The 22,325-nt window shown below is 39.1% G+C and carries 20 protein-coding genes and 2 pseudogenes; 8 read left to right on the forward strand and 14 right to left on the reverse strand.

Translation table 11 applies throughout. The features are described from left to right. Positions 1-122 precede the first annotated feature (122 nt). The 8 genes from KFZ56_RS14130 to KFZ56_RS14165 all read right to left on the reverse strand — a co-directional run bounded on the left by KFZ56_RS14130 (position 123) and on the right by KFZ56_RS14165 (position 8,662). On the reverse strand, positions 123-2,153 hold the full coding sequence (locus KFZ56_RS14130) for a glycoside hydrolase family 3 protein (protein ID WP_309228305.1): 2,031 nt from the start codon (positions 2,151-2,153) through the stop codon (positions 123-125). Between the two features lie 664 nt (positions 2,154-2,817). Next, the gene (locus KFZ56_RS14135; protein WP_222642547.1) at positions 2,818-3,675 is read right to left on the reverse strand and encodes a MurR/RpiR family transcriptional regulator; all 858 of its coding nucleotides are present in this window, start codon (positions 3,673-3,675) and stop codon (positions 2,818-2,820) included. 5 nt (positions 3,676-3,680) lie between these two features. Beyond that, the gene (locus KFZ56_RS14140; protein WP_222642548.1) at positions 3,681-4,658 is read right to left on the reverse strand and encodes an N-acetylglucosamine kinase; all 978 of its coding nucleotides are present in this window, start codon (positions 4,656-4,658) and stop codon (positions 3,681-3,683) included. 307 nt (positions 4,659-4,965) lie between these two features. Beyond that, on the reverse strand, positions 4,966-5,205 hold the full coding sequence (locus tag KFZ56_RS14145) for a ferredoxin family protein (protein WP_222642550.1): 240 nt from the start codon (positions 5,203-5,205) through the stop codon (positions 4,966-4,968). A 98-nt stretch (positions 5,206-5,303) separates the two neighbouring features. Continuing rightward, complete coding sequence (locus KFZ56_RS14150; RefSeq protein ID WP_222642551.1) at positions 5,304-5,633, reverse strand: CHY zinc finger protein; 330 nt, start codon at positions 5,631-5,633, stop codon at positions 5,304-5,306. A 424-nt stretch (positions 5,634-6,057) separates the two neighbouring features. Next, positions 6,058-7,026, reverse strand: a complete 969-nt coding sequence (locus tag KFZ56_RS14155) for a metal ABC transporter solute-binding protein, Zn/Mn family (RefSeq protein ID WP_222642552.1) — start codon at positions 7,024-7,026, stop codon at positions 6,058-6,060. 23 nt (positions 7,027-7,049) lie between these two features. Next, the gene (locus tag KFZ56_RS14160) at positions 7,050-7,910 is read right to left on the reverse strand and encodes a metal ABC transporter permease (protein ID WP_222642553.1); all 861 of its coding nucleotides are present in this window, start codon (positions 7,908-7,910) and stop codon (positions 7,050-7,052) included. Further along, positions 7,910-8,662: a metal ABC transporter ATP-binding protein gene (locus tag KFZ56_RS14165; protein WP_222642555.1), complete on the reverse strand. Its 753-nt coding sequence runs from the start codon at positions 8,660-8,662 to the stop codon at positions 7,910-7,912. Before KFZ56_RS14165 ends, KFZ56_RS14160 begins: the two co-directional genes overlap by 1 nt. A 404-nt stretch (positions 8,663-9,066) precedes the next feature. On the opposite strand from KFZ56_RS14165, the gene KFZ56_RS14170 reads away from it, so the two are divergent. Beyond that, positions 9,067-9,264, forward strand: coding sequence for a DUF2188 domain-containing protein (locus tag KFZ56_RS14170; RefSeq protein ID WP_222642557.1), 198 nt, complete (start codon positions 9,067-9,069; stop codon positions 9,262-9,264). Between the two features lie 39 nt (positions 9,265-9,303). Here KFZ56_RS14170 and KFZ56_RS14175 read toward each other — a convergent pair whose 3' ends face one another. Next, entirely contained in the window at positions 9,304-11,478 is a 2,175-nt protein-coding gene (locus tag KFZ56_RS14175) for a DNA topoisomerase III (protein WP_222642559.1), read from the reverse strand. 152 nt (positions 11,479-11,630) lie between these two features. Between KFZ56_RS14175 and ytaF the strand changes: the two genes are divergently transcribed. The 3 genes and pseudogenes from ytaF (at position 11,631) to KFZ56_RS14190 (ending at position 13,942) form a co-directional block, all read left to right on the forward strand. Continuing rightward, complete coding sequence (gene ytaF / locus KFZ56_RS14180; RefSeq protein WP_222642561.1) at positions 11,631-12,254, forward strand: sporulation membrane protein YtaF; 624 nt, start codon at positions 11,631-11,633, stop codon at positions 12,252-12,254. A 166-nt stretch (positions 12,255-12,420) separates the two neighbouring features. After that, on the forward strand, positions 12,421-12,819 hold the full coding sequence (tnpA, locus tag KFZ56_RS14185; RefSeq protein WP_222642563.1) for an IS200/IS605 family transposase: 399 nt from the start codon (positions 12,421-12,423) through the stop codon (positions 12,817-12,819). 11 nt (positions 12,820-12,830) lie between these two features. Continuing rightward, positions 12,831-13,942, forward strand: a pseudogene (locus KFZ56_RS14190) (RNA-guided endonuclease TnpB family protein). Between the two features lie 162 nt (positions 13,943-14,104). On the opposite strand, the gene KFZ56_RS14195 reads toward KFZ56_RS14190, so the two are convergent. After that, complete coding sequence (locus KFZ56_RS14195) at positions 14,105-15,001, reverse strand: AEC family transporter (protein WP_222642565.1); 897 nt, start codon at positions 14,999-15,001, stop codon at positions 14,105-14,107. A 13-nt stretch (positions 15,002-15,014) separates the two neighbouring features. Further along, entirely contained in the window at positions 15,015-15,530 is a 516-nt protein-coding gene (gene speG, locus KFZ56_RS14200) for a spermidine N1-acetyltransferase (RefSeq protein ID WP_222642567.1), read from the reverse strand. Between the two features lie 480 nt (positions 15,531-16,010). Between speG and KFZ56_RS14205 the strand changes: the two genes are divergently transcribed. Next, the gene (locus KFZ56_RS14205; protein ID WP_222642569.1) at positions 16,011-16,865 is read left to right on the forward strand and encodes a CvfB family protein; all 855 of its coding nucleotides are present in this window, start codon (positions 16,011-16,013) and stop codon (positions 16,863-16,865) included. A gap of 46 nt (positions 16,866-16,911) precedes the next feature. Here KFZ56_RS14205 and KFZ56_RS14210 read toward each other — a convergent pair whose 3' ends face one another. After that, positions 16,912-17,199: a hypothetical protein gene (locus tag KFZ56_RS14210; RefSeq protein ID WP_222642570.1), complete on the reverse strand. Its 288-nt coding sequence runs from the start codon at positions 17,197-17,199 to the stop codon at positions 16,912-16,914. A gap of 177 nt (positions 17,200-17,376) precedes the next feature. On the opposite strand from KFZ56_RS14210, the gene KFZ56_RS14215 reads away from it, so the two are divergent. After that, entirely contained in the window at positions 17,377-18,579 is a 1,203-nt protein-coding gene (locus tag KFZ56_RS14215; RefSeq protein WP_222642572.1) for a dicarboxylate/amino acid:cation symporter, read from the forward strand. A 52-nt stretch (positions 18,580-18,631) separates the two neighbouring features. On the opposite strand, the pseudogene KFZ56_RS14220 reads toward KFZ56_RS14215, so the two are convergent. Beyond that, a pseudogene (locus tag KFZ56_RS14220) lies at positions 18,632-18,742 on the reverse strand (DUF2196 domain-containing protein); the annotation flags it as partial. A gap of 93 nt (positions 18,743-18,835) precedes the next feature. Then, positions 18,836-19,066 (reverse strand): DUF2164 domain-containing protein, encoded by a 231-nt coding sequence (locus tag KFZ56_RS14225; protein ID WP_222642574.1) that lies wholly within the window; start codon positions 19,064-19,066, stop codon positions 18,836-18,838. A gap of 158 nt (positions 19,067-19,224) precedes the next feature. Here KFZ56_RS14225 and KFZ56_RS14230 point away from each other — a divergent pair, with 158 nt between their 5' ends. Both KFZ56_RS14230 and KFZ56_RS14235 read left to right on the forward strand, forming a co-directional pair. Then, positions 19,225-20,478: a SulP family inorganic anion transporter gene (locus KFZ56_RS14230; RefSeq protein WP_255585359.1), complete on the forward strand. Its 1,254-nt coding sequence runs from the start codon at positions 19,225-19,227 to the stop codon at positions 20,476-20,478. An 89-nt stretch (positions 20,479-20,567) separates the two neighbouring features. Further along, the gene (locus KFZ56_RS14235) at positions 20,568-22,265 is read left to right on the forward strand and encodes a M3 family oligoendopeptidase (protein ID WP_222642576.1); all 1,698 of its coding nucleotides are present in this window, start codon (positions 20,568-20,570) and stop codon (positions 22,263-22,265) included. The last annotated feature ends 60 nt before the right edge of the window (positions 22,266-22,325 follow it).

Genomic DNA, 22,325 nt, shown 5'->3' on the forward strand with positions numbered 1-22,325 from the left:
TCGCCTCCATTATTGATAATGGTGCATATCTTGTCATTTCCTATATAACGAAATGACTAACGCTCCCCTATCATTGTTATATATCCCTGTAACAAGACAGATTTGTCACAGGGATATCTTTGTTAATGATCTGCGTTTTGTTCCATCAACCTATTTGTCCTCAGCTGCAGATGGTTAAAAGCCTTATCCGTGATTTGCTCATCTAGTTTCTGTTGATCAAGTAATAGTTGAAACCCTTCCATATGTTTGACAACTTTTTCCGTAGCTCCCGTTTGTTCGTAATGACTTACGGCAGTCAAATGCATATTCAAAGACTGAGCAGCTTCGCTATTTGCGAATTCCCCATCCGCTTCCAATTGTTCAACAAGTGATTTCATCGTACTCGCGCTAAGTGGCTCCTCTGTATAACTTAATCCATGTCCATATTCATACATGTCCGGAATAGTAACTGGAAGCTCTCCGGTTGGATTGACTTCACCAGTTAATACGTTTGATAATGCTAATGCAGACACATCCTGATAACCGTATGCCCCCGCATAAGCATCTACTTCAGGAAACGCTATGATATCGTATGGATTATGAAGCGCTGTTACGATAATCGGTTTATCTATATCCTCTAGTTGACTGATCAATTGTTGCTGTGCTTGATTGGTATTAGCTATATAGGACGTAACAACAACGGCATCAGCTTCTTCAGCCATATCCACTGCCTCAGCTATTTCTTCATCTGTTGGATTCGTACCTGTTTCAAAACTACTTGCTTCGATTCCTTTTTCGCTTAAGGAACTAGCGAGTAAATCGGCTTTCGCTTCTGAAGGCCCAGTGACAAGAACATTATCGGTCGTATGCAGTGGAAGTAAATCGTTTTCATTTTTAACAAGGGTAATACTCTTGTTTGCGATTTCCTCAGCAGTATTTATGTGTTCCGGAGCACCAATGTTTTCAACACGGTCTGAATCTGTATAAGGATCGTCGAACAAACCATTTTCCATTTTTGCTTGTAAAATCCGGTAAACAGACTCATCTAATCTTGCCTCACTGATTTCTCCATTCTCAACAGCTTCTAACACGCCATTGTACGCCGTTTCTACATCTGGCGGGTTTAAAAGAATATCAACCCCTGCCTTGAAAGCCTCAGCTGAAACACGTTCTGGTTCAACGACATTCGCTCCTGACATTCCAAGACTATCCGTAATAATAAGCCCTTCATAACCCAACTCTTCTCGTAATAAATCGGTAATTATCGGTTTTGATAAAGTCGCAGGCAGCTCTGAATCATCAAGAGCAGGAACCACAATATGTCCGGTCATAATCGATTCAACCCCCGCATCTATAGCTTCCTTAAAGGGTTTTAAGTCTACTTCATGCAGTGTCTCAAGGTCATGATCAATAATCGGCAGGCCGTAATGGGAATCTACATCCGTATCACCGTGGCCTGGAAAATGTTTCACAGAAGACATGACATTTTCATCCTTATATCCCATAACTTGAGCGACACCTAAGTCCGAAACGAGATCGGGGTCTTCACCAAATGAGCGAACACCGATAACAGGATTTTCCGGATTCATGTTAACATCAACGGAAGGGGCAAAATTCATATTAATTCCCAAGCTGCTTAGTTCGTTACCTAGAATTGCTGCTGAATCCCTGGCGTAACCTTCAGATCTAGTTGCTCCAATGGCCATATTACCGGGGAAAACAGTCCCGGGCTCTGTCACTCTCTGAACAATCCCACCTTCTTGGTCAGTCGATACAAAGAGAGGTATCGAATTCGGTTGGTCCATCGCTATTTCCTGCAATTCGTTCGATAATGCATTAACTTGCGGTGCGTCAAGTGGCATGCCAATATTATCGGACCAATTAAAATAGATTACCCCGCCAATATGATATTTTTCAATAATCTCTTTAAAGTTTTTTCCTCCACGATCATTTTCTAAATTCGTATCTTCATAATCCGGGTCTGTCGCTGTCTTACCGTATGCGTGAACAACAAACAGCTGACCGACTTTTTCCTCTAAAGTCATTTGTTCCATTTTAGCTTCAATCTCGTCTATATCATCCTGCTTATCTAAGCCGTCATAGCCATAGAGAGGCAGTAATAAAACAAACACCAAAAATAAGAGAAACATTTTCCTCAAGCTTATTATTTTCAATATAAATCCCTCCTTTACATGATGGAAAACGAATACAAAAATTTAAAATAGTTTCTATATTAAAGTGCTCTACGACACCTCCTCCGCAGAAAAATTGATATTATGAAACAAAATTTGATGGTAGGTGTAGAATCCTAGATGTTAATGTAAGTATAATAGATTTTATCGTGTTTCGGTGTCGAAATTTGTCGATATAAATTCTAATTATCAAAATTGGTATATTAGTAGTATTTTTTCGTTATTTTGTTCATAGGCTATATACCCATTTTTCTATTTCACTTCTTATGAATTAGTGATAGACAGTGCCTTTGAGCGTTATTAGAATTTCGTCTTCCTTTTAAAAGATGAATAAATAGATCTATGTATCATGCAAGTGCACATATATTTTTTCGTTATCAAGGAAAATACAAGTCCTTCTCCCCAGTTTTATCGACAATGTATAATCCATTATTCATAGAAATGATACGCTTTAACCAATAACGCATACGTAAGACCTATAAGTCAAAAAGTCATCATGGACACACCAATATATATCTATAAAAAGAAACGCTCAAATCTGATTTAAATTCAGATATGGGCGTTTCCATTTCCACTATACCTTCTTTTATTTTTTTACGTTTTAAGGCTATACTAAATACCATAAATATAATTGTCTCATATCGTTTCATTTATCCTGCAAAAAAGCAATAGCCTCCCTCGTTTCATCCAAATACTTAATCGTTTCGTCATACTCTATGGATGCTAGACACATGAATAAGATATCAATGACATGTAGCTGTGCAATCCGTGAAGATGTTGCCCCACTTCTAAAGGTTGCTTCTCTAGCTGCAGAAGTATACAACGGGATATCCGAAATCTGGTTGACTTGAGAATTCCCATATTTCGTAATACTGATGGTTGTAGCGTTTTTATGCTTGGCAAGCTGTAATAGTTTTACCGCCTCCTGTGTATTACCTGAAAAGGAAATCCCAACTACAACATCATCAGGTCCCTTATTTGCGATAGAGGTTGCAGCCATATGCACATCCGAAAATGAAAATACATGTTTATTGATCCGCATAAACTTCTGCTCTGCGTCCCTGGCAGCAATATAAGATGCCCCAAATCCAATAAATATAATTGATTTTGCATTTGTTAAAGCAGTAACTGCTTGTTCCAGATTTTTTTCATTCATAATATCTACGGTTTCTTTCAATGTTTGAATCGTATTTGATGTAACCTTGTCGATAATATTGGTATAATCTTCATTCGATTCAATATCACGGAACGTTTCAACCGTTTCACCCCGGAGATCACCAGCAACGCGTATTTTCAATTCCTGAAAACCATTGAAGCCTAGCGATTTACACAAACGAATGACAGCTGCACTGCTTGTTTGACTCTTTTCCCCTAGACTTAATGCCGTTAATAAAATGGATTCCTCAGGATTATTCAAAATATAGGTAGCTATCTTCTTTTCAGAAGGGGCTAGACTATTGATCATTTCTTTCAGAATAACAAGCCCGCCTTTTGTAGGAGACATGTATATCACTTCTTCCTGTTTATTGTTTTACAAATCGTATGAATTGCTGCTTCATTTACAGCGATGCCCTGCATTAAATAGGCTCCTATGATTGATCCACCAACCGGAGGCATCTCTGGTAACACCACATGTATTGCAGGATGCACGCGCAAGTCTTCTTGAATTAATCGGGGCAGGATTTCTTTTTCCTGAAAAATACCACCACATAGAACAACTTCTACACTTTCTTCCACTTGAAAACACTTCTCATATAGTGTCTTTATACTTAGTGTTGTTTCTTTTACGGCCGCAGCTATGATTTCTTCAGCTATGGGATCATCATCTTTGTAGGCCTGAAAGACAATTTCAGCAACTGGTGAAATTTTACTTTTCGGGGTAGGTGATGCGTAAATTTCCCGAATCAAGTCTTGCGCATTAATAACGTTAAAGTGAGCATATATCATTGGAAGGAGCATTGTCTCAGAAGCGCGCCCATCAACAGATTGTAACGCTGCCATGATCCCTTTTCTTCCTATGTCATATCCACTGCCTTCATCACCAAATAAATAACCCCAACCTCCAACCCGGTCATGCTTCAAATTGCTATTCATTCCATATGTAATGGATCCCGTACCCGCAATATGCACCATTCCCGGTGATCCATATGTTCCGGAATATAGCGCATTAATGGCATCTGGCTCAATCTGAACGGATACGTTATCCGGTACCAAGGACTCGATTAACGCTTGTACCGTTTTTTTATTTTTCGTGTTACCTGCACCAGATATCCCGGCAAATATGGATGAAATATCACGACATCGAAATCCTTCTTGCTGTCTGAAGGAATGAAGTAACGTTTCAAATGTGTCTTTAAGGTCTTTTTGGGAAACAACATTTGGATTGGTTGGCCCACCTGTATCCTGAGCTACTACTTTCCCATTCATATCTGCAATAACAGCTTTTGTTTTTGTTCCACCACCGTCAATTCCCATTACATAGTTCATTTTATGAATCACCCTTTGGAATTAGTTGGTCATATTAGCTACTCTCTACAATATATAATTTTATGTTAAGAAACAACTGTTTTCTTAAAATTAAATTTTATTTTCAAATAAAATTGTATGATTAACCAGTATCATCTTCAACACCTCTCCCGATCATTGAAACGCTGATCCCTCCTCTATTCACTCAGCACCAATGATCCCTTTTTCACTCCCCTTTTTTCATGTAATTATAAATATGTATCAACAATTATACCAGCTTATAAAATAAGACCATCTCCATAAAATGAAGACAGCCTTATATGTTAATCTATCTATTTGCGAAAAATTCTTCGGCCTTTTCTAGGAAAACTTCCTGATCAGGTGTTAAATCGTATTCTTCCTCAATCGCATCAACCGGGCATACCGCCTTACATGCCGCACAATCAATGCAAACATCAGGATCTATGTAAAACTGATCCTCGCCTTCTTCGATACAGTCAACCGGACACACACTGACACATTCAGCAGACTTCTCCGGTCCACATGGATCTAAAATTACAAAAGCCATCTATATTAACCTCCCTTATATCCTTTACCAAAAATGAACAAAAGATCCTACTTCTATTTAATGATACATGACTGAAGTATTGCAAGTAAACAGCTTGCTCACCTTTTTTGAAAATATAAATGATAGTGCATAGCACAACCGGGATTAAATGAAGCTTGACAGGAAGGACAACTATTATCACTCGCTAAATATTCATTGATCGTTAAATCTGATCCGCATGCTCCGCATAAAATAGCTTTCTGATCAAAACACTCTCGTGGCCAAACTTGAATGGTTCCACAGCCATATTCCCTATGACATTGATAGCATGAGAAATAGTCCTGGCAACAATAAAACTTAATTGCGATCCGATCATTGGCCTGATGATAGTGCCTACAGCGTGTTTCCCTATCAACTGCACCTTTTACCCATTTCCTATTCATCTCCATTTTTGCCAATCCCCCTCATATTATAAGCTTTTAATTTTCAACCTCAGGAGAGACCTTCAAGCCAGAACTCCCTTATAAATAGGAATGGAAAAAATAAAAACTCGTTGAAAAGAGCTGTTGTCATTTGAAATTGGTTATCGATTTATTGCCTTCCAAGTTTTGCAAATACTATTCTACTCTTAGTTTACACTTGCGAAATGAAAACTACCATTATTTCTTATCCAAAGTCTTTTTGATTTGCCGGGAAAGTCAAAAGGACATGGTTTTAATGAACCATGTCCTACGATATTATAAATACCTTTTATAACGTAATTACCGTTATTTCCCTCATATGATCATTTTTCTAAACACAGAAAACTTCCCTATTTTTAAAAAACCCGGTACAGAAAAATATTATCAAGTTTCCGTATGTTTCTAGAGTTCACTAGTCTTCTTCAGGATCTTGAGCGATTCCGTTCAGAATCGTTTGCAGATTGTGCTTCAGATAATCAACATAGGTTTCAGCTGTACCCAAATCACCAGAGTACAACGTACCGGCAACAGGGACCCCGGTTTCATTTGATACAGTCTCCATTGGTCGCTTATCACCATTGTATTCGTCAAACAGCGCTTTCGGTTCATTTTCATTCACAAATTCGATAGCCGCTTTAACTTGATCCGGTGTTCCTTCGTCGTTGCCGTCAATTTCCCATATAAATCCTTCTTCCAACCCGTAGTCTTCAGCTACATATTGAAAAGCTCTTTCGCTTGTGACAATGATACGATCTTCTTCCGGAATGTCGCCGATTTTTTCTTCATATTGCTGGTCAATATCTTCTAATTCCTCCAAGTAATCGTTCGTGTTTTCTTCATAAACATCCTGATTGTCCGGATCCATTTCGACAAAAGCATCGCGAGCATTTTCTGCCATCTCTATACCCGCTTTCGGGCTAATAAAAGCATGGGGATTGACTGTCCCTTCATTTTCTTGCAAGCCTCCAAGTTCTTTCTGTTCCAATCCATCCGATAGTGCAAAAACGTTGTCATCATCTTGATCTTTGTCTGCCGCATTCAGCAGCTTATAAACCCAGTTTTCTTGCTCACCTTCAATACCTTCCAAGTTCCATCCAAAGTAAAAGAAAGCATCCGCATCTGCTGTATTTTTCGTGTCATCCGGGGAAGGATCCCACTCATGAGGCTCCTCGCCGGCTGGTATAATGTTATAAACGTCTACCTGATCTCCACCTACTTGTTTAACAATATCCGATAAGATGCTGAAGTCACCAACTACCTGAAGTTTCTCATCATCTCCGGAGGAATCACCTTGATTATCACTAGCATCTTCCTCCCCACAAGCTATTAGTAAAAAAACTGCCATACCACTAATGATAAGTGAAATTAGTACTTTTTTCATTCTCTCCATCTCCTTTTCTTTTTTTATCTATTTATAGCTATTTGCTTCCGTTTTGATCTGATCATACGCCATAGTAATCCTTGCTTGGGTGAAAAGAAAAAAACGAGGGCAAACATAATAAATGATGTAATCACAATCACCGCACCAGATTCCAGGTCATGTGCAAAGCTGAAGTACAACCCAACAAGTGAGGCAAGCACCCCAAATAACGAAGATAAGACAAGCATAACCCACATTCGATTGGTTAACAGATAGGCCGTGGATGCAGGCGTTACCAGCATCGCCACAACCAGAATAACACCGACAGTCTGCATCGATGCGACAGTTACCAATGTTAAAAGAATCATCAGCACATAATGAATCAAGCGCGTTGGCAAGCCATAAGCGGCCGCCATAATCGGATCAAATGTAGACACTAGCAATTCCTTATAAAAAAGAATGACAACTAGCAACACAATTGCACCGACAATCAACGTCAACCACATATCCGAGGTCTGAACAGCTGTCAAACTGCCGAATAAAATACTATCCAGACTAACACCACTTTGGGCGTGCCGAATCAAAAGGACCCCTAAAGCCAAAAAGGCCGTAAAAACAATCCCAATCGATGAATCACTCTTGATACGGCTGTTTTGATTGACATAACCGATGCCCAGAGCAGCTAAAATACCAGCAGCCACCGAGCCGTAAAAGAAATTAATATCAAGCATAAAAGATACAGCAACTCCCGGAAGCACCGCATGGGAAATCGCATCACCCATTAGTGCTAACCCTCGCAGAACAATAAAACAACCAACTATACCACATATGATGCCAACCATGACCGATGTGAATAATGCTTTTTGCATAAAACCATACTGCATAATATCCGATATAAATTCCATTAACGATCAGCTCCCATCGTTTGTAAAAATGGAAACTGCGTTTGATAAGCCTTTGTAATCGTCTCTGGATTTAGAACCGTTTTTGTCGGTCCAGATTCAATTAGTTCCACATTAATCAATACCAGATCATCAAAGTAGTCCTCCGCCTTTGAAAGGTCATGATGGATAACAATGACTGTGTTTCCATTATCACGTAATTCCTTGAGAACACGAATAATCGTCTCCTCACTGGAAGCATCAATTCCCACAAAAGGTTCATCAAGGAAAAACAACTGAGCCTCTTGGGCTAAAGCACGTGCCAGAAAGACACGCTGTTGTTGTCCGCCTGATAATTCCCCGATTTGACGCTTTTTATAGTCACCAAGTCCAACTTGCTCCAAACTCTCAGATGCCCTTTTTCGATCCGCTTTTTTGGGACGGTGAAAAACCCCAAGCTTTGGATAAGTTCCCAGTAACACAGTATCCAGTACGTTAATTGGGAAATCCCAATCGATATTATTACGCTGCGGTACATATGCGACCTTTTTACGCATGTGATTGGCGGGCTTGCCATAAATTTCTACGCTCCCGCTATCTTTTGATATTAGACCAAGCGCTGCTTTCATTAACGTAGATTTACCTGCGCCATTCGGACCAATCACACCAGTCAACCTTCCTTGCTGAATGTGAAAGTTGATGTTGTTAAGTGCGGTGTGATCCCCATAAGAAACCGTTAAATGTTGAACTGATAATGCCGCTTCCGTATTACCCATCTTCATCCCTTCTTTTCTATATCATTATCATTTCTAATTGTGTAAAATTCTAACAATTTGTGTACATGCAGTTAATTTGAACTAACTATATTGTGTAGTATAAAAGACATTTAATTAGATGTCAACAATTAAATTGCCTAAAGGCAACTTTGTACACACGTTATAGTTTACTCTTCTGAATGTGATGTTTGTCGATTTGAAAAAGAGGATATTCTATTATCGTAATACCCTTTTTCGCGTTCTAACACGCTTATGCTGCTCGTTATTATATGTTGTTTTTATTGAAACATACGGCTGTTAAACTTATTCCAAGTCAACCGTGCATTCATCAAGATGTCCGATATGTTTAACCAACTTGGCCTATGGGAAAAAAGTAATATATCGCTGAAAAGGAGTTTTTGAAGTTGAAAAAATATAGTGTAACACCAAATGCGGATGTGTCTGGGTGGTTTATAAAATTGGAGGATGTTGCAGCAGAAGAAGAATATTTCTCCAAGGATGATGCCATCCAAGCTGCTGAAAAAATGGCACAGGAAAATAGTCCAAGTAAACTGGAAATATTGGACAAGTATCATACTGTTATCGAAGAAAAAACGTATTAAGCAAAAATCCCAAAAGCGGCTTTTGGGATTTTTTTTGAACTATTTATTTTTTAATTTTGCCAACTGTTCTGCCATTGCATTATTCTTAAAACCATCATCCTGGTTGTTCAAATATTTATTGACATCTTTTTTCGATACTTTGTGCTTTTTCTCTTGCTGTTTGCGCGCCTCAAAGGTAGAAAGTTTCTCACGATGTCCACATTTACACATGAACATTTGCCCTTGTCCTTCGCCACGTAATTCCATGCGTTTATGACAGTTCGGACAGCGTGCATTCGTTTGTTTGGCAATATTTTTCTTGTATCCACAGGAGCGATCCTGGCAAACAAGCATGCGCCCTTTTTTATTGTTGATTTCCAGCATAAGCTTTCCACAATCCGGACATTTGGTTCCAGTCATGTTATCATGCTTGAAGTTCTCATCACTATTTTTGATTTCCTGCACAACATCTCGTGCATAGGTCTTCATTTCGGAAATAAAACGGTTCTTATCTAGCTTTCCTTCTGCAATAGAGCTGAGCTTATCTTCCCATTCTGCTGTTAATGCAGGGGATCTTAGGTCTTCCGGTACAAGATGAAGCAATTGACGACCTTTGGATGTTAGGAAAATATGCTTCCCCTTCATTTCCATGTACATCCCATTGAACAGTTTTTCAATAATATCAGCACGCGTTGCAACGGTTCCAAGCCCGCCGGTTTTATTGATAGTACCGGCCAGATGCTTTTCATCCGAGCTCATATAGCGTACGGGATTTTCCATTGCTTGAAGTAATGCCCCTTCTGTAAAACGCTCCGGTGGTTTTGTTTCCCCACTCGTTATAGTCATGCGTAAATGAGAAAATGTGTCGCCTTTCTTGACAGTTGGCAGAGCCTGATCTTCCTCCCCATCCTCATCTTCATCGCGATTATTGTAGATTTCTTTCCATCCTTGCTTTTTAACGGTTTTTCCTTTCGCAACAAAGTGTTCCTTTTCTATTTGGGCTGTAATTTGGGTCTGTTCATATTCATATGGATCAGACAATACAGCCAGGAAACGCTTCACAACAAGGTCATATATTTTTCTTTCTTGATCATTCAATTTACTTAAAATAACATGCTGCTCTGTGGGGATAATCGCATGGTGATCAGAAACTTTCGTATCATCTACCACGGATTTTGGCAACTTGAGATCCTTTTTCATTATTTTCCCTGATGTCTTTGCGTATTGATCCACTCCACATGCTTTCACACGATCCTTCAATGTCGGTACCACATCTGTAGAAATCACCCGTGAATCCGTTCGTGGATAGGTTAGCACCTTATGCTGTTCATATAATTTTTGCATAAGAGATAAGGTTTGCTTTCCTGAATAACCGAAAATTCGGTTTGCATCCCGCTGTAGTTCTGTCAAATCATAGAGTTGCGGGGCATGTTTCTTCTTAAAGGATTTTTGCACATCAACAACTTCCGCATGCTTATTCTTCAGTTGTCCCAGAAGACACTCTGCCCTCTCCTTGGAAAATAGACGGCTATTCTTTTTTCCGTCTTGCCAAGTAAACGTAAACCCTTGATCCGTCTTCGCTTGGATTCCATAAAATTGTTGTGGTTTAAACTCCTTAATTTCCTTTTCCCGCTTAGCAATCATGGCAAGTGTTGGTGTTTGCACTCTCCCTGTTGATAGCTGTGCGTTAAATTTCGTTGTCAATGCACGGGTTGCGTTCAAACCAACATACCAATCCGCTTCGGAGCGAGCAACTGCAGAAGCATATAAATCTTCATATTTTTTACCTGGCTTTAGCTGCTTAAATCCATCACGGATCGCTTTATCGGTAACGGATGAAATCCATAAACGCTTCACTGGTTTATGATTGCGAGCCTTTTCTAAAATCCAACGCGCAACCAGCTCCCCTTCACGCCCGGCATCTGTTGCAATCACAACTTCGCCCACATCCTTACGATTAAGCTGTGCTTTTACAGCATTAAACTGTTTGCTGGTTTTCTTTATAACAACCAGATTCAACGGATCCGGTAACATCGGCAAGTCATCCAATTTCCATGTTTTATATTTTTCATCATAGACTTCAGGATCAGCTAATGTAACTAAATGTCCGAGCGCCCATGTCACAATATAGTTTGTCCCTTCCATATAACCATTGCCTTTTTGATTGCATTTTAAAACGCGGGCAATATCACGGCCAACAGAAGGCTTTTCTGCTAATACGACTGTTTTACTCATCTTCGAAAATCCTTTCTCTTCTTAGAAAACATCTATTCCTACTTTACCATAAATAACGTCACATTGCAGATTAGGTGCGGCTATGTCCACGCACAACCAATTAGGCCTATTGCATACAATGTATCTAGAAATATAGCAAAGGAATTGGTAGTATGATTTTTTATATGGGATTAGTTTTCCTCGTTATTGCTGTTAGCCTGGATGGGTTCGGGGTAGGTGTCACATATGGCATGCGAAAAATTCGCGTACCGCTTCTTGGCTTATTTATTATAATGCTATGTTCCGGTGTCATCGTCCTATTAGCAATGACGACCGGAAATATACTTCGTTCGTTTATCTCGCCGGGGGGTGCACAAGTGCTTGGAGGCGCCATCTTAATATTGTTAGGATGCTTTTCTTTATATAATAGTATTCGTCCAAAACAAGCGGAATCGACCACAACATCACGCTTAAATATTAAAAAACCAAATATTTTTACGACTATTCTTAAGCTACCGGATCAAGCGGACCTTGATCAATCCGGTATAATTTCCCCAAATGAAGCACTCTTGCTTGGTGTTGCACTTGCACTGGATGCATTCGGAGCCGGAATTGGTGCATCAATGCTTGGTTATTCGCCAATTCTCACTGCTTTTCTTATTGCATTGATGAGCGGATTATTTGTTTTCTTTGGTATTCAAACAGGTATGCTTTTAGCTAAAAATAAATATATGCAGCGTCTGACCTATGTGCCGCCGCTCTTGCTAATCGCGCTTGGGATTTTTAATATTTTATAATGTTTTAACGTACTTCCGAAAGAAGTCTCCCCCTTCTGAAGGTCGTAGCTTAGGCGGTAAGGGGGGAGATGAATTTCGGGTGGGCGACGGCCCAAAGGCTTTTTCTTTTGTCTTTTTTCTCAATGTGTTATAATCAGTATTATAGAGATTAGGGACTGATATAGAAATGAAATTGGACAGTAATAATCATTCGGTATTCTTGATGTATTACCATCTTGTGTTAGTTGTGAAATATCGAAGGAAAGTGATAGATGATACCATTTCAGGCTATGCCCATGATAAATTTGTGTCGTTGAGTGAAAAATATAATATTACATTGGTGGAATGGAATCACGATATGGACCATATTCATATTTTGTTCAAAGCACAACCTAACAGTGAGTTATCGAAATTCATCAATGCCTATAAAAGTGCTAGTTCAAGAATTATTAAGAAGGATTTTCCTCATGTTCGTAAAAAGTTATGGAAAGAAATGTTTTGGTCAAGAAGCTTCTGTTTGTTGACGACTGGCGGCTCACCTATTGAAGTGATAAAAGAGTATATTGAAAATCAAGGGGTAAAGTGAGGTGAGTTGATATGGTTAAACAACACAAAGCGTATAAGTTTCGATTATACCCAACAAAAGAACAGGCATTAGTAATACGCAAAACCTTTGGTTGTGTTCGCTTTGTCTATAACAAAATGTTATCTGAACGAAAAGAAACATATGAAAGCCTAAAAGATGATAAAGAAGCACGAAAAAAGGTGAAACATCCAACTCCCGCAACATACAAAAAAGAATACGAATGGCTAAAAGAAGTAGATTCTTTAGCATTGGCGAACGCACAACTAAATGTAGATAAGGCTTATAAAGCCTTCTTCAAGGGGGATGCCAAATTCCCAAAATTCAAAAGTAAACGACATAAGCAGAGCTACACAACCAATGTTGTCAATGAAAATACTCAGTTGTTGGATGGTCACATCAAATTACCTAAATTGAAAATGATCAAAATCAAGCAACATCGAGCAATCCCTTCGGAGCACAAAATCAAATCCTGTACCTTGTCTATGACTGCATCAGGAAAATACTTTATTTCGATTCTTACAGCGTGCGAGAAGGAGATTGAAAGTAAAGAAATTAAAAACGTAGTTGGTTTAGATTTTGCGATGGACGGGTTATTTGTAGATAGCGAGGGTAAGAAAGCCAATTATCCGAAGTTTTATCGACAAATGCTTGAAAAATTAGCACAAGAACAACGTAACCTTTCTCGTAAAAAGAAAGGCTCTTCAAATTGGAATAAACAACGCATTCGAGTGGCAAAAGTTAACGAAAAAGTTGCAAATCAACGCAAGAACTTTCTTCACCATAAATCAAAAGAATTCGTAACAAACTATGATGCTGTTGTGGTTGAAGATTTAGATATGAAAGGGATGTCACAAGCGCTAAAGTTTGGTAAAAGTGTCGCTGGTAATGGATGGGGAATGTTTACTTCTTTCTTACAGTACAAACTAAAAGAACAAGGAAAACAACTAAAAAAAAAGATAAATGGTTTCCATCTACAAAAACCTGTTCGAAATGTGGTTCCGTTAAAGAAGTAGCATTATCAGAACGTACCTACCACTGTACTTGTGGACTAACACTAGATCGAGACTACAATGCAGCACTCAATATAAAAAGAGAAGGTATTCGCTTATTAGCAACTGCCTAAAGGTCATACAAACTCTTGGAACAAGAGGGTTAGCTTGGTCCATTTCGTCAGCTACTAAAAGTGACGATTACCCAAGAAGCCCCCCACTTCAAGCAACCCGTAGGGGTAGTAAGTGGTGGGAGTAGTTCACCCAGTTCATATCAACAATCCATAACTGTCCTGTTATATAATGTTCAATAAAATTGTGATAGATACAATGCTCACGAGTGTTGCGACAAATGTAATACTTGATACCAGCTCCGGTTCTGTATCAAATTCAATGGCATACATGGTGGTCGTTGCCGCAGTTGGCATGGCTGAAATAATAACAATAACCGCTCCAATAACCGGATCCATATCAACGAAATAGATAAAGCCAAACGCTATCAGTGGGGAAATTACCATTTTCAAAACCACAGAAGAAGTAATAACCTGCCAATTGAGATTTATCGCTGTAATGGATGCCAGTTGCATACCAAGCATGATCATCATAACTGGGATTGCTGCATCCCCAACCATTGCTATCGTAGAATGAATAGACGCAGGCAACGGCCCCCATGAAAAAAACTGAAAAATAAACGCCAATAGCGCTGCATAGGTCGTTGGCATTTTCATCACATTTGTAAACGCACGTTTCATGCCACTTGTACTTCGGGATGCATAATAGATTCCAAAAAAATTATTCATTAATGATTGCATAATCATAATAAATACAGCATAAGGCAACGCAGCATTCCCTACACTAAACAACACAACTGGAAGCCCGTAATTTCCTGAGTTCATAAAACCTGTCGACAAAATCGCTGCACTTTCGATGGAAGGTTGCCAGTTTAATAATTTAGCAAGTATCTTATTAAGTAAAACCATGAGAAAAAATAAAACAAACATAAAAATAACAATAATCATGTAGCCTCTGTCAAAATCAGCATCATACAGCGAAGAAAAAACAAGTGCAGGACTTAATATGTATAACGTTACAGTCGAAACAGACTTTATATCCATAATTCGGATCCGTTGTAATATAAACCCGGCAGCAAATACTGCGATAATCGGTAAAATAACATTTAAAAATAAACTCATGAGGTCATCTCCATTAATTCATGCTAAAATAATCTTCTTGGAACATACACATAATCACTGCATGATGATATGTTCCGTTCACAAAGTACTCATCCTTTAGCTGGGCTTCAATCTGAAATCCAGCCTTTTTATAAATATGGATGGCTTTTTCGTTTATTTGATCAACAATCAAATAAAGTTTATGCAAATTTAATGTGGAGAAGGCATAATCCATTGCCAAACATGTAGCTTTGCTTGCGTAACCGTTCCCTTGATACGTCGGATCAATCATAATCGTAAACTCTGCTTTTCGATGAATCGGATCAATGGCAACTAATTCTACCAAGCCAAGTTTTTTATTTCCTTTCTTCAAAATGAAGTGTCTTACATGTGGATTGGACATGTTTTTATCATATTGATCCTTAAGTGTTGCCATGGATTTATAGGCTTCCTCAAACCAATAAGACATGATGTCTGCATTATTATGTAATGTATGAATAAATTCCAAGTCTTCCTTTTCCAATGTGCGTAACCCTATCTCTTCATCCATTGATAGAACCTCCTAACGTTTCTGTATTATCATAGCACAATCTGACAATATTCCTCAAAACAACAATTCGTGTAAAGACAGCTTTTCTCATGGAAAAGGTAAAGAAACTTGACAAAGCCTTGTTTGTATGAGAAGATATTCACGTTAACAAGTGAAGTAGCAAATAAGTATAGCTGGCATTCTACGTAATGTTTTCAATATGCTTATTCACACTGGCGCGACTAAAGGGTCGCAAGGACGTAAGAGCAGGTTAGGGCTTACGTTGCTTAAGTTAGAAGTCATAGCTCCTTTCGTTGCTGACTATGACTTGTGGAATATGTACCGCGGTAAAGTGAAATTCGATAATGAAATTTCCCACCCGAAAGAATTCGGGATTAAAATTAAAATAAACTTATGTGTTACTTTCAATCAAAGGGGTACTCTTATCACTAGGGTACCCCTTTTCCAATACATACGCTGCGTTAGAAAGAAGGTTAAATAATGACTCAATTACCACTTGGAACGATCCAGACTATGCGTGTTTTGCGCAAGATGGACACAGGCTATGTTTTGACAAAAAATACAAATGAAGCGCTCTTACACTATAATGAAACGGAACATGAACTTGCAGTTGAACAGGACGTTGACGTTTTTTTGTATCATGATAAAAAAGGTCGCGTCATTGCAACAACGAGATTACCGAACATTGTAATGGACACGTACGGATGGGCAGAAGTGACAGAGGTTATCCCAAAGTTAGGCGCGTTCGTTGCGATTGGAATTGCAAAGGATATGCTCGTATCTGTGGATGATCTTCCATTATTTGAAACTGTATGGCCAAAGCCTGGCGATCAGCTTTTCATCACACTGGGGGAAGATCGAAAAGGACGCCTACTTGCGATTCCTGCAACGGAAGGAATTATACAAAGAGAAATCGATCTAGCGCCGCAAGAATTGCTGAATCAACCGATTCGTGGAACCATTTATCATACAAGCAGGGAAGGCGCAGCGATAATAACTGAAGATGGGTATCGCGGGTTTATTCATCATACCGAGCGAAAAGAAGAACCCCGCCTGGGGGAATTCGTACATGGACGCGTAATCGAAGTTAAAGAAAACGGAACATTGAATGTTTCTCTGCGGCCGCTTAAGCGGTACAGTAGGAGCGAAGATGCAGATGCCATATTGGCTCATCTCGAGGCAAGTCAGGGGCAGATTCCTTTTGATGATAAAAGCGACCCTGAAGATATTCGTGGAACATTTCATATCAGTAAAGCAGCATTCAAACGTGCACTTGGTAAACTAATGAAAGAAGGTAAAGTAGAGCAACGTGATGGGAGCACTTTTTTAAAATAGCATTTGAAAAGCCACAGCACTAGTGCTGTGGCTTTTTCCGTTCTTTTTAGGCTTTTGAATCCTGTGCATAAGCATCCATCATAGATGTGATAACAAATCCGATAGCTGCCGCAAATAGGGAAGCAATTCCCCATCCACCAAGACCTGCTCCCATCATTTCTACTTTTCCAATGATCGAAGCCATTAAAATAAGCAAGATACCCACTACAGCTAAATAAGTGCTTGGGTAGTAGCGCACTTGCGATTCCTTTTTAGAGGCATTTGCTATAAATATGCTAACGAGAATCACTACCGCTGTTAAAATGCCACCAATTGCAAAAACTGATTGTATCATCATTTTCACCTCGTCATTTATATGTATTCTTTCCTATATTCTACAATTGTATGTGTTTAAAGTCAATTTATACTGCGATCATCTGCACGTATCTTTTTATTTGATAAAATGTTGGAATCTTCAAACTCCTGTATGAATAGGCTAATGATACAACCATCGAAAGGAGGTAAAATGACCATGAAAAAGAATTTTATTTGGCAAATAGTGGGCGCCTTTATTCTCGCTATTATCGTTGGTTTGATTTTGGGAGAACGAGCAGACTATGTTCAACCACTTGGAGATTTATTTTTACGTCTTATTCAGTTCATCATTGTGCCCTTAATCCTGTCAACCATTATTGTTGGAATTACAAGTGCCGGCGATATTAAAAAGCTGAGTCGTTTGGGTGGAAAAACCATTTCCTATTATTTAGTAACAAGTTTCATCGCCATTTCTATCGGTTTGGCAGCAGGTTTTGTCTTCCAACCAGGTACCGGAGTTGATGTCACGATGCAGGAAGGAGCAGCCGCACCCAATGAAACAGAAGGCGTTGTTCAAACATTACTAAATATAATCCCGACCAATCCAATCGAAGCTTTATCAACTGCGAATGTATTACAAATCATTTTCTTTGCCATCTTCTTAGGTATCGGTATCACCTTGGTTGGAGAAAAAGCTGCACCTCTACAGCGTTTTTTTGATGGATTGGCCGAAGTTATGTATAAAATCACCGGTATCATTATGTTACTTGTTCCAATTGGAATCTTCGGGCTACTCGCGCCAATCGTCGGAGAGTATGGACTGTCCGTTTTATTGCCGCTTATAAAGGTGATTATCGCAGTGCTCGTCGCGTGTATCATTCATGCCGTAATCGTTTATTCATCAGCAGTTAAAACGTTTGATAAAATGAGTCCACTTACATTTTTCAAAGGGATTTTCCCTGCAACGGTCGTGGCATTCAGTACGAGTAGCAGCTCCGGAACCCTACCAGTTACGATGAAAAATACGCAGGAAAATTTAGGTGTATCCAAAGCAACAAGTAGCTTTGGCCTTCCCTTAGGATCCACAATAAACATGGATGGTACTGCCATTTATTTGGGTGTTGCTGTTTTATTTATCGCCCAATATTTCAACACTGAGCTCTCATTTGCGCAAATTTTAACAGTCGCATTGCTCGCAACCCTTGCTTCCATCGGAACAGCAGGTGTACCTGGTGCAGGATTAATTATGCTAACAATGGTTCTAGGTGCAGTGAATTTACCACTAGAAGGTATTGCGCTCATCGCCGGGATCGATCGAATCCTTGACATGATGCGAACCGCTGTGAATGTTACAGGTGATGCTTCTGCAGCTGTAGTTGTTGATGCATCCGAAAGAAAGCGGGAAGAACTGGTTTCATAGAACTGTTTGTTCATACGAAGTATCCTCAGATGGAGGCTATTTCGTATGAACCCTCCCTGACTATTCCATGGGTTGTCTTACCTGTTCGTTGATCCCGTTTTAAAACAACGTCTACTTCTAATCCGTGATAAATATTGGCGCGATATCTTCCATCAACAGCCATGATACATCTCCTTCATTCCATATTTTAGCAAGTAAAAAGTTTCTTATCTTTATATTGCGTACTTTGACTTTACTATAAATACTCGGCAAAGCTCTAGTCTTTTAATATTTCATATAAATCATCAAGCTTTTCCGTCATATATGAACGACTATCTTCAACTCCCTTATTATAAAACAATGGCGCTATTTCTTCGATGAAAAAATCAAGCATCAACATGGCAGCCAACTCGCCGATTTGCTCCCCACGCTCCCTTTCAAAGTATCCTTGAATAATCCCAACGAGTGTCTCCTTTTCAGGCTTCGTTAACTCAATTTTTGGTTTCATGAAATCCTCCTATTCGATTCATTATTTTATTATAGCATTTTCAATATGATCAAAAATGGTATTATCGATAATTTCTACTGTTATTCATCCAGAATAATTCCCATCTCCATAAAATATAGTACAAGTACACGCTTGTATTTAAGGGGGCTATTTATTTGATGATGTACAAATTATTTCCGGGATTAAAACACCTTGTCCACTACAATACATCTGATTTAACAGATGACCTCACCGCCGGGATGACGGTGGCCGTTTTGCTAATTCCCCAAAGTATGGCTTATGCCATCATAGCGGGAGTACCAGTAACGCTTGGTTTATTTGCCGCCACCTTCCCATTACTTATTTATGCATTCGTTGGCGGATCAAAATATTTATCTGTGGGTCCTGTATCCATTGTCTCGCTTTTAGCGTTTTCCGGTATAACCAGTATTGTACAAGCTGATTCCACCCAATTTATAGAGCTAATCATGATACTTGCTTTACTTACTGGAGTGATTCAATTACTATTAGGATTTATAAAAATAGGCTCTTTTTTCAACTTTATACCTTATGCTGTGATTCATGGTTTTATATCTGCGGCCGCAATCATTATCGCTTTAAATCAAGTGAAGTCCATCATGGGGGTATCCTTACCCAAATATGACAACCTTATTTCGTATGGACAAGAAATAATAATTCACCTCCCCGAAGCAAATCTCTATACAGTTGGAATTGCTTCAGGCAGCATTTTTCTTTTATTACTACTAAAGAAAACATCTCCCGCAATTCCGGGAGCATTTATTGTTATTTTTGCATCCGTTCTTATTGTAGATTATTTTGATTTAAACGAAAAGGGGGTGGCTATCGTAGGAAGTATTCCCCAGGCTTTACCAAATCTTTCTTTTCATACCCCTACGTTTGATCTCATTATCTCATTATTACCGATCGCATTAATGATTGCGTTTATATCCTTTGTTGAATCCTATGCTGTTGCCAAACAGTTAGCGAATAAAGATAACGAGCCGCTTGACCCGAATCAGGAATTACGCGGATTAGGACTAGCAAATATCACTAGTTCGTTTGTTGGATCAATTCCGGTTGCCGGAGCTATTTCAAGAACAGCCGTCAACCAACAATCAGGGGCAAAAACAAACTTATCCTTGCTTGTAACAGCAATATTCATGCTGCTAGCTATCCTGTATTTAACCCCATTATTCTATTATTTACCGAAAGTAACACTTGCAGCTATTATCATTATCGCTGTATCAGGGCTGACTAATTTTAAACAACTGAGCTATTATTTTAAAAACAACATTTCCGATGCCATCATTTTTCTTGCTACCTTTACAGCTACATTACTGATTGATATCTTTCTAGGACTAATGATCGGTATCTCACTTTCTATTATTATTGGGCTAATGCAAAAACAGTGACAGGCTCGCCCTGCATTTTATCGAACTCTAGTACAAGCAGGATTTTTTCTTTTGATGGCGAATAATATGTGTATGAGGGAGGATTGGATATGAAAACATTCGAGGAGTTTATATACGAGCGACCGGATATGGAAGAAGAGAAGCATAAATTCGACCTATTATTGGACAATTTTACCGGTGCTAAGTCACCTGAGGAAGCAAAAAATGCGGTCAACGCCATTAACGTATTTCGCCAGCGACTATCAACACTGTTTGAACTGGTTTTTATTCGTGCATCCATTGACACCAATGATACATTTTACCAAGAGGAACGTGATTTCACCGATGAAATGGAACCTGAGTTAACTGCAATGGATACCGCGTTTTATGAGGAATTAATAACATCTCCTTATCGTAAGCAGCTAGAAAAACAATATGGAACACAACTTTTTCAAATTGCTGATTTCCAGATAAAAGAATTTTCTCCAAAGATCATTCAGCTTCTACAAAAAGAAAACAGGCTGATGACCGAATACTCAAAACTAGTGGCATCAGCAGAAGTGGAATTCGAGGGGGAAACCTATACACTTGCTCAAATTGAGCCCTTCATGCAAGATACAGATCGTGACCGGCGGAAGCAAGCTGTTCAAGCAAGCACTGGGTTTTTTGAGAAAAATGCAACTACATTTGATGATATCTATGATCAATTAGTAAAGGTGCGCCATGATATGGCAACAACACTGGGGTATAAAAATTTTGTAGAACTCGGGTATATACGAATGCAGCGTTTTGACTATAATCCCGACATGGTTGCCGTTTTTCGCAAACAGGTGCGCGACATCATTGTGCCTGTTGCCTCGAAATTATATCAAAAGCAGGCAGAACGCATTGGTGTAAATGCTTTAAAATTTCACGACGAAAATGTTGTGTTTAAAAACGGGAATGCAAAACCAAAAGGATCCTCTACATGGATTATCGAAAACGGTATAAAAATGTACGAAGCATTATCAGAAGAAACAAAGGAATTTTTCCATTATATGCTTGACCATAATTTAATGGATCTAAAAGCAAAAAAGGGAAAAGAAGCAGGTGGCTATTGCACCTATTTGGAAGACTATCAATCTCCATTCATTTTCGCAAATTTTAATGGAACATCTGGAGATGTCGATGTATTAACGCATGAAGCAGGACACGCGTTCCAGAATTATGCTAGCCGAGATATTGGAGTTCCGGAATACCTGCATCCAACACATGAAGCGGCTGAAATTCACTCGATGAGCATGGAATTTTTCACATGGCCCTGGATGAAGTTATTCTTCAACGAAGATACGGATAAATATAAGTATGCACACCTGGCTGGCGGCCTCACATTTATCCCTTATGGTGTTGCTGTGGATGAATTTCAACATCTTGTCTATGAAAATCCGGAATGGACACCGGATGAGCGCAAGCAAGCCTGGAAAAAGTTAGAACAAATCTACCTACCACATCGTGATTATGACGGGAATGCTTACCTGGAGGCAGGTGCTTTCTGGCAGCGTCAAGGACATATTTACGAAGATCCTTTTTATTATATTGATTACACATTAGCACAAATTTGTGCCTTCCAATTCTGGAAACGATCACGTAAAAATCAAGCTGCTGCTTGGAATGACTACGTAAACCTAAGTAAATTAGGTGGATCGAAATCTTTCTTGGAACTTGTAGAAACAGCAAATCTTCACTCCCCATTTGAACCAGGCACGTTGGAATCCGTTGTCAACACGATTGAAGAGTGGCTTCATTCGGTCAATGATAAAGCATTATGAACTTGTAGTTTCTCAAATTTAAATTTCCATAAAAAGGAACCGCACTCGCAGATAACTAAA

Source organism: Virgibacillus sp. NKC19-3, assembly GCF_019837165.1.
Taxonomy (GTDB): domain Bacteria; phylum Bacillota; class Bacilli; order Bacillales; family Amphibacillaceae; genus Virgibacillus_L; species Virgibacillus_L saliphilus.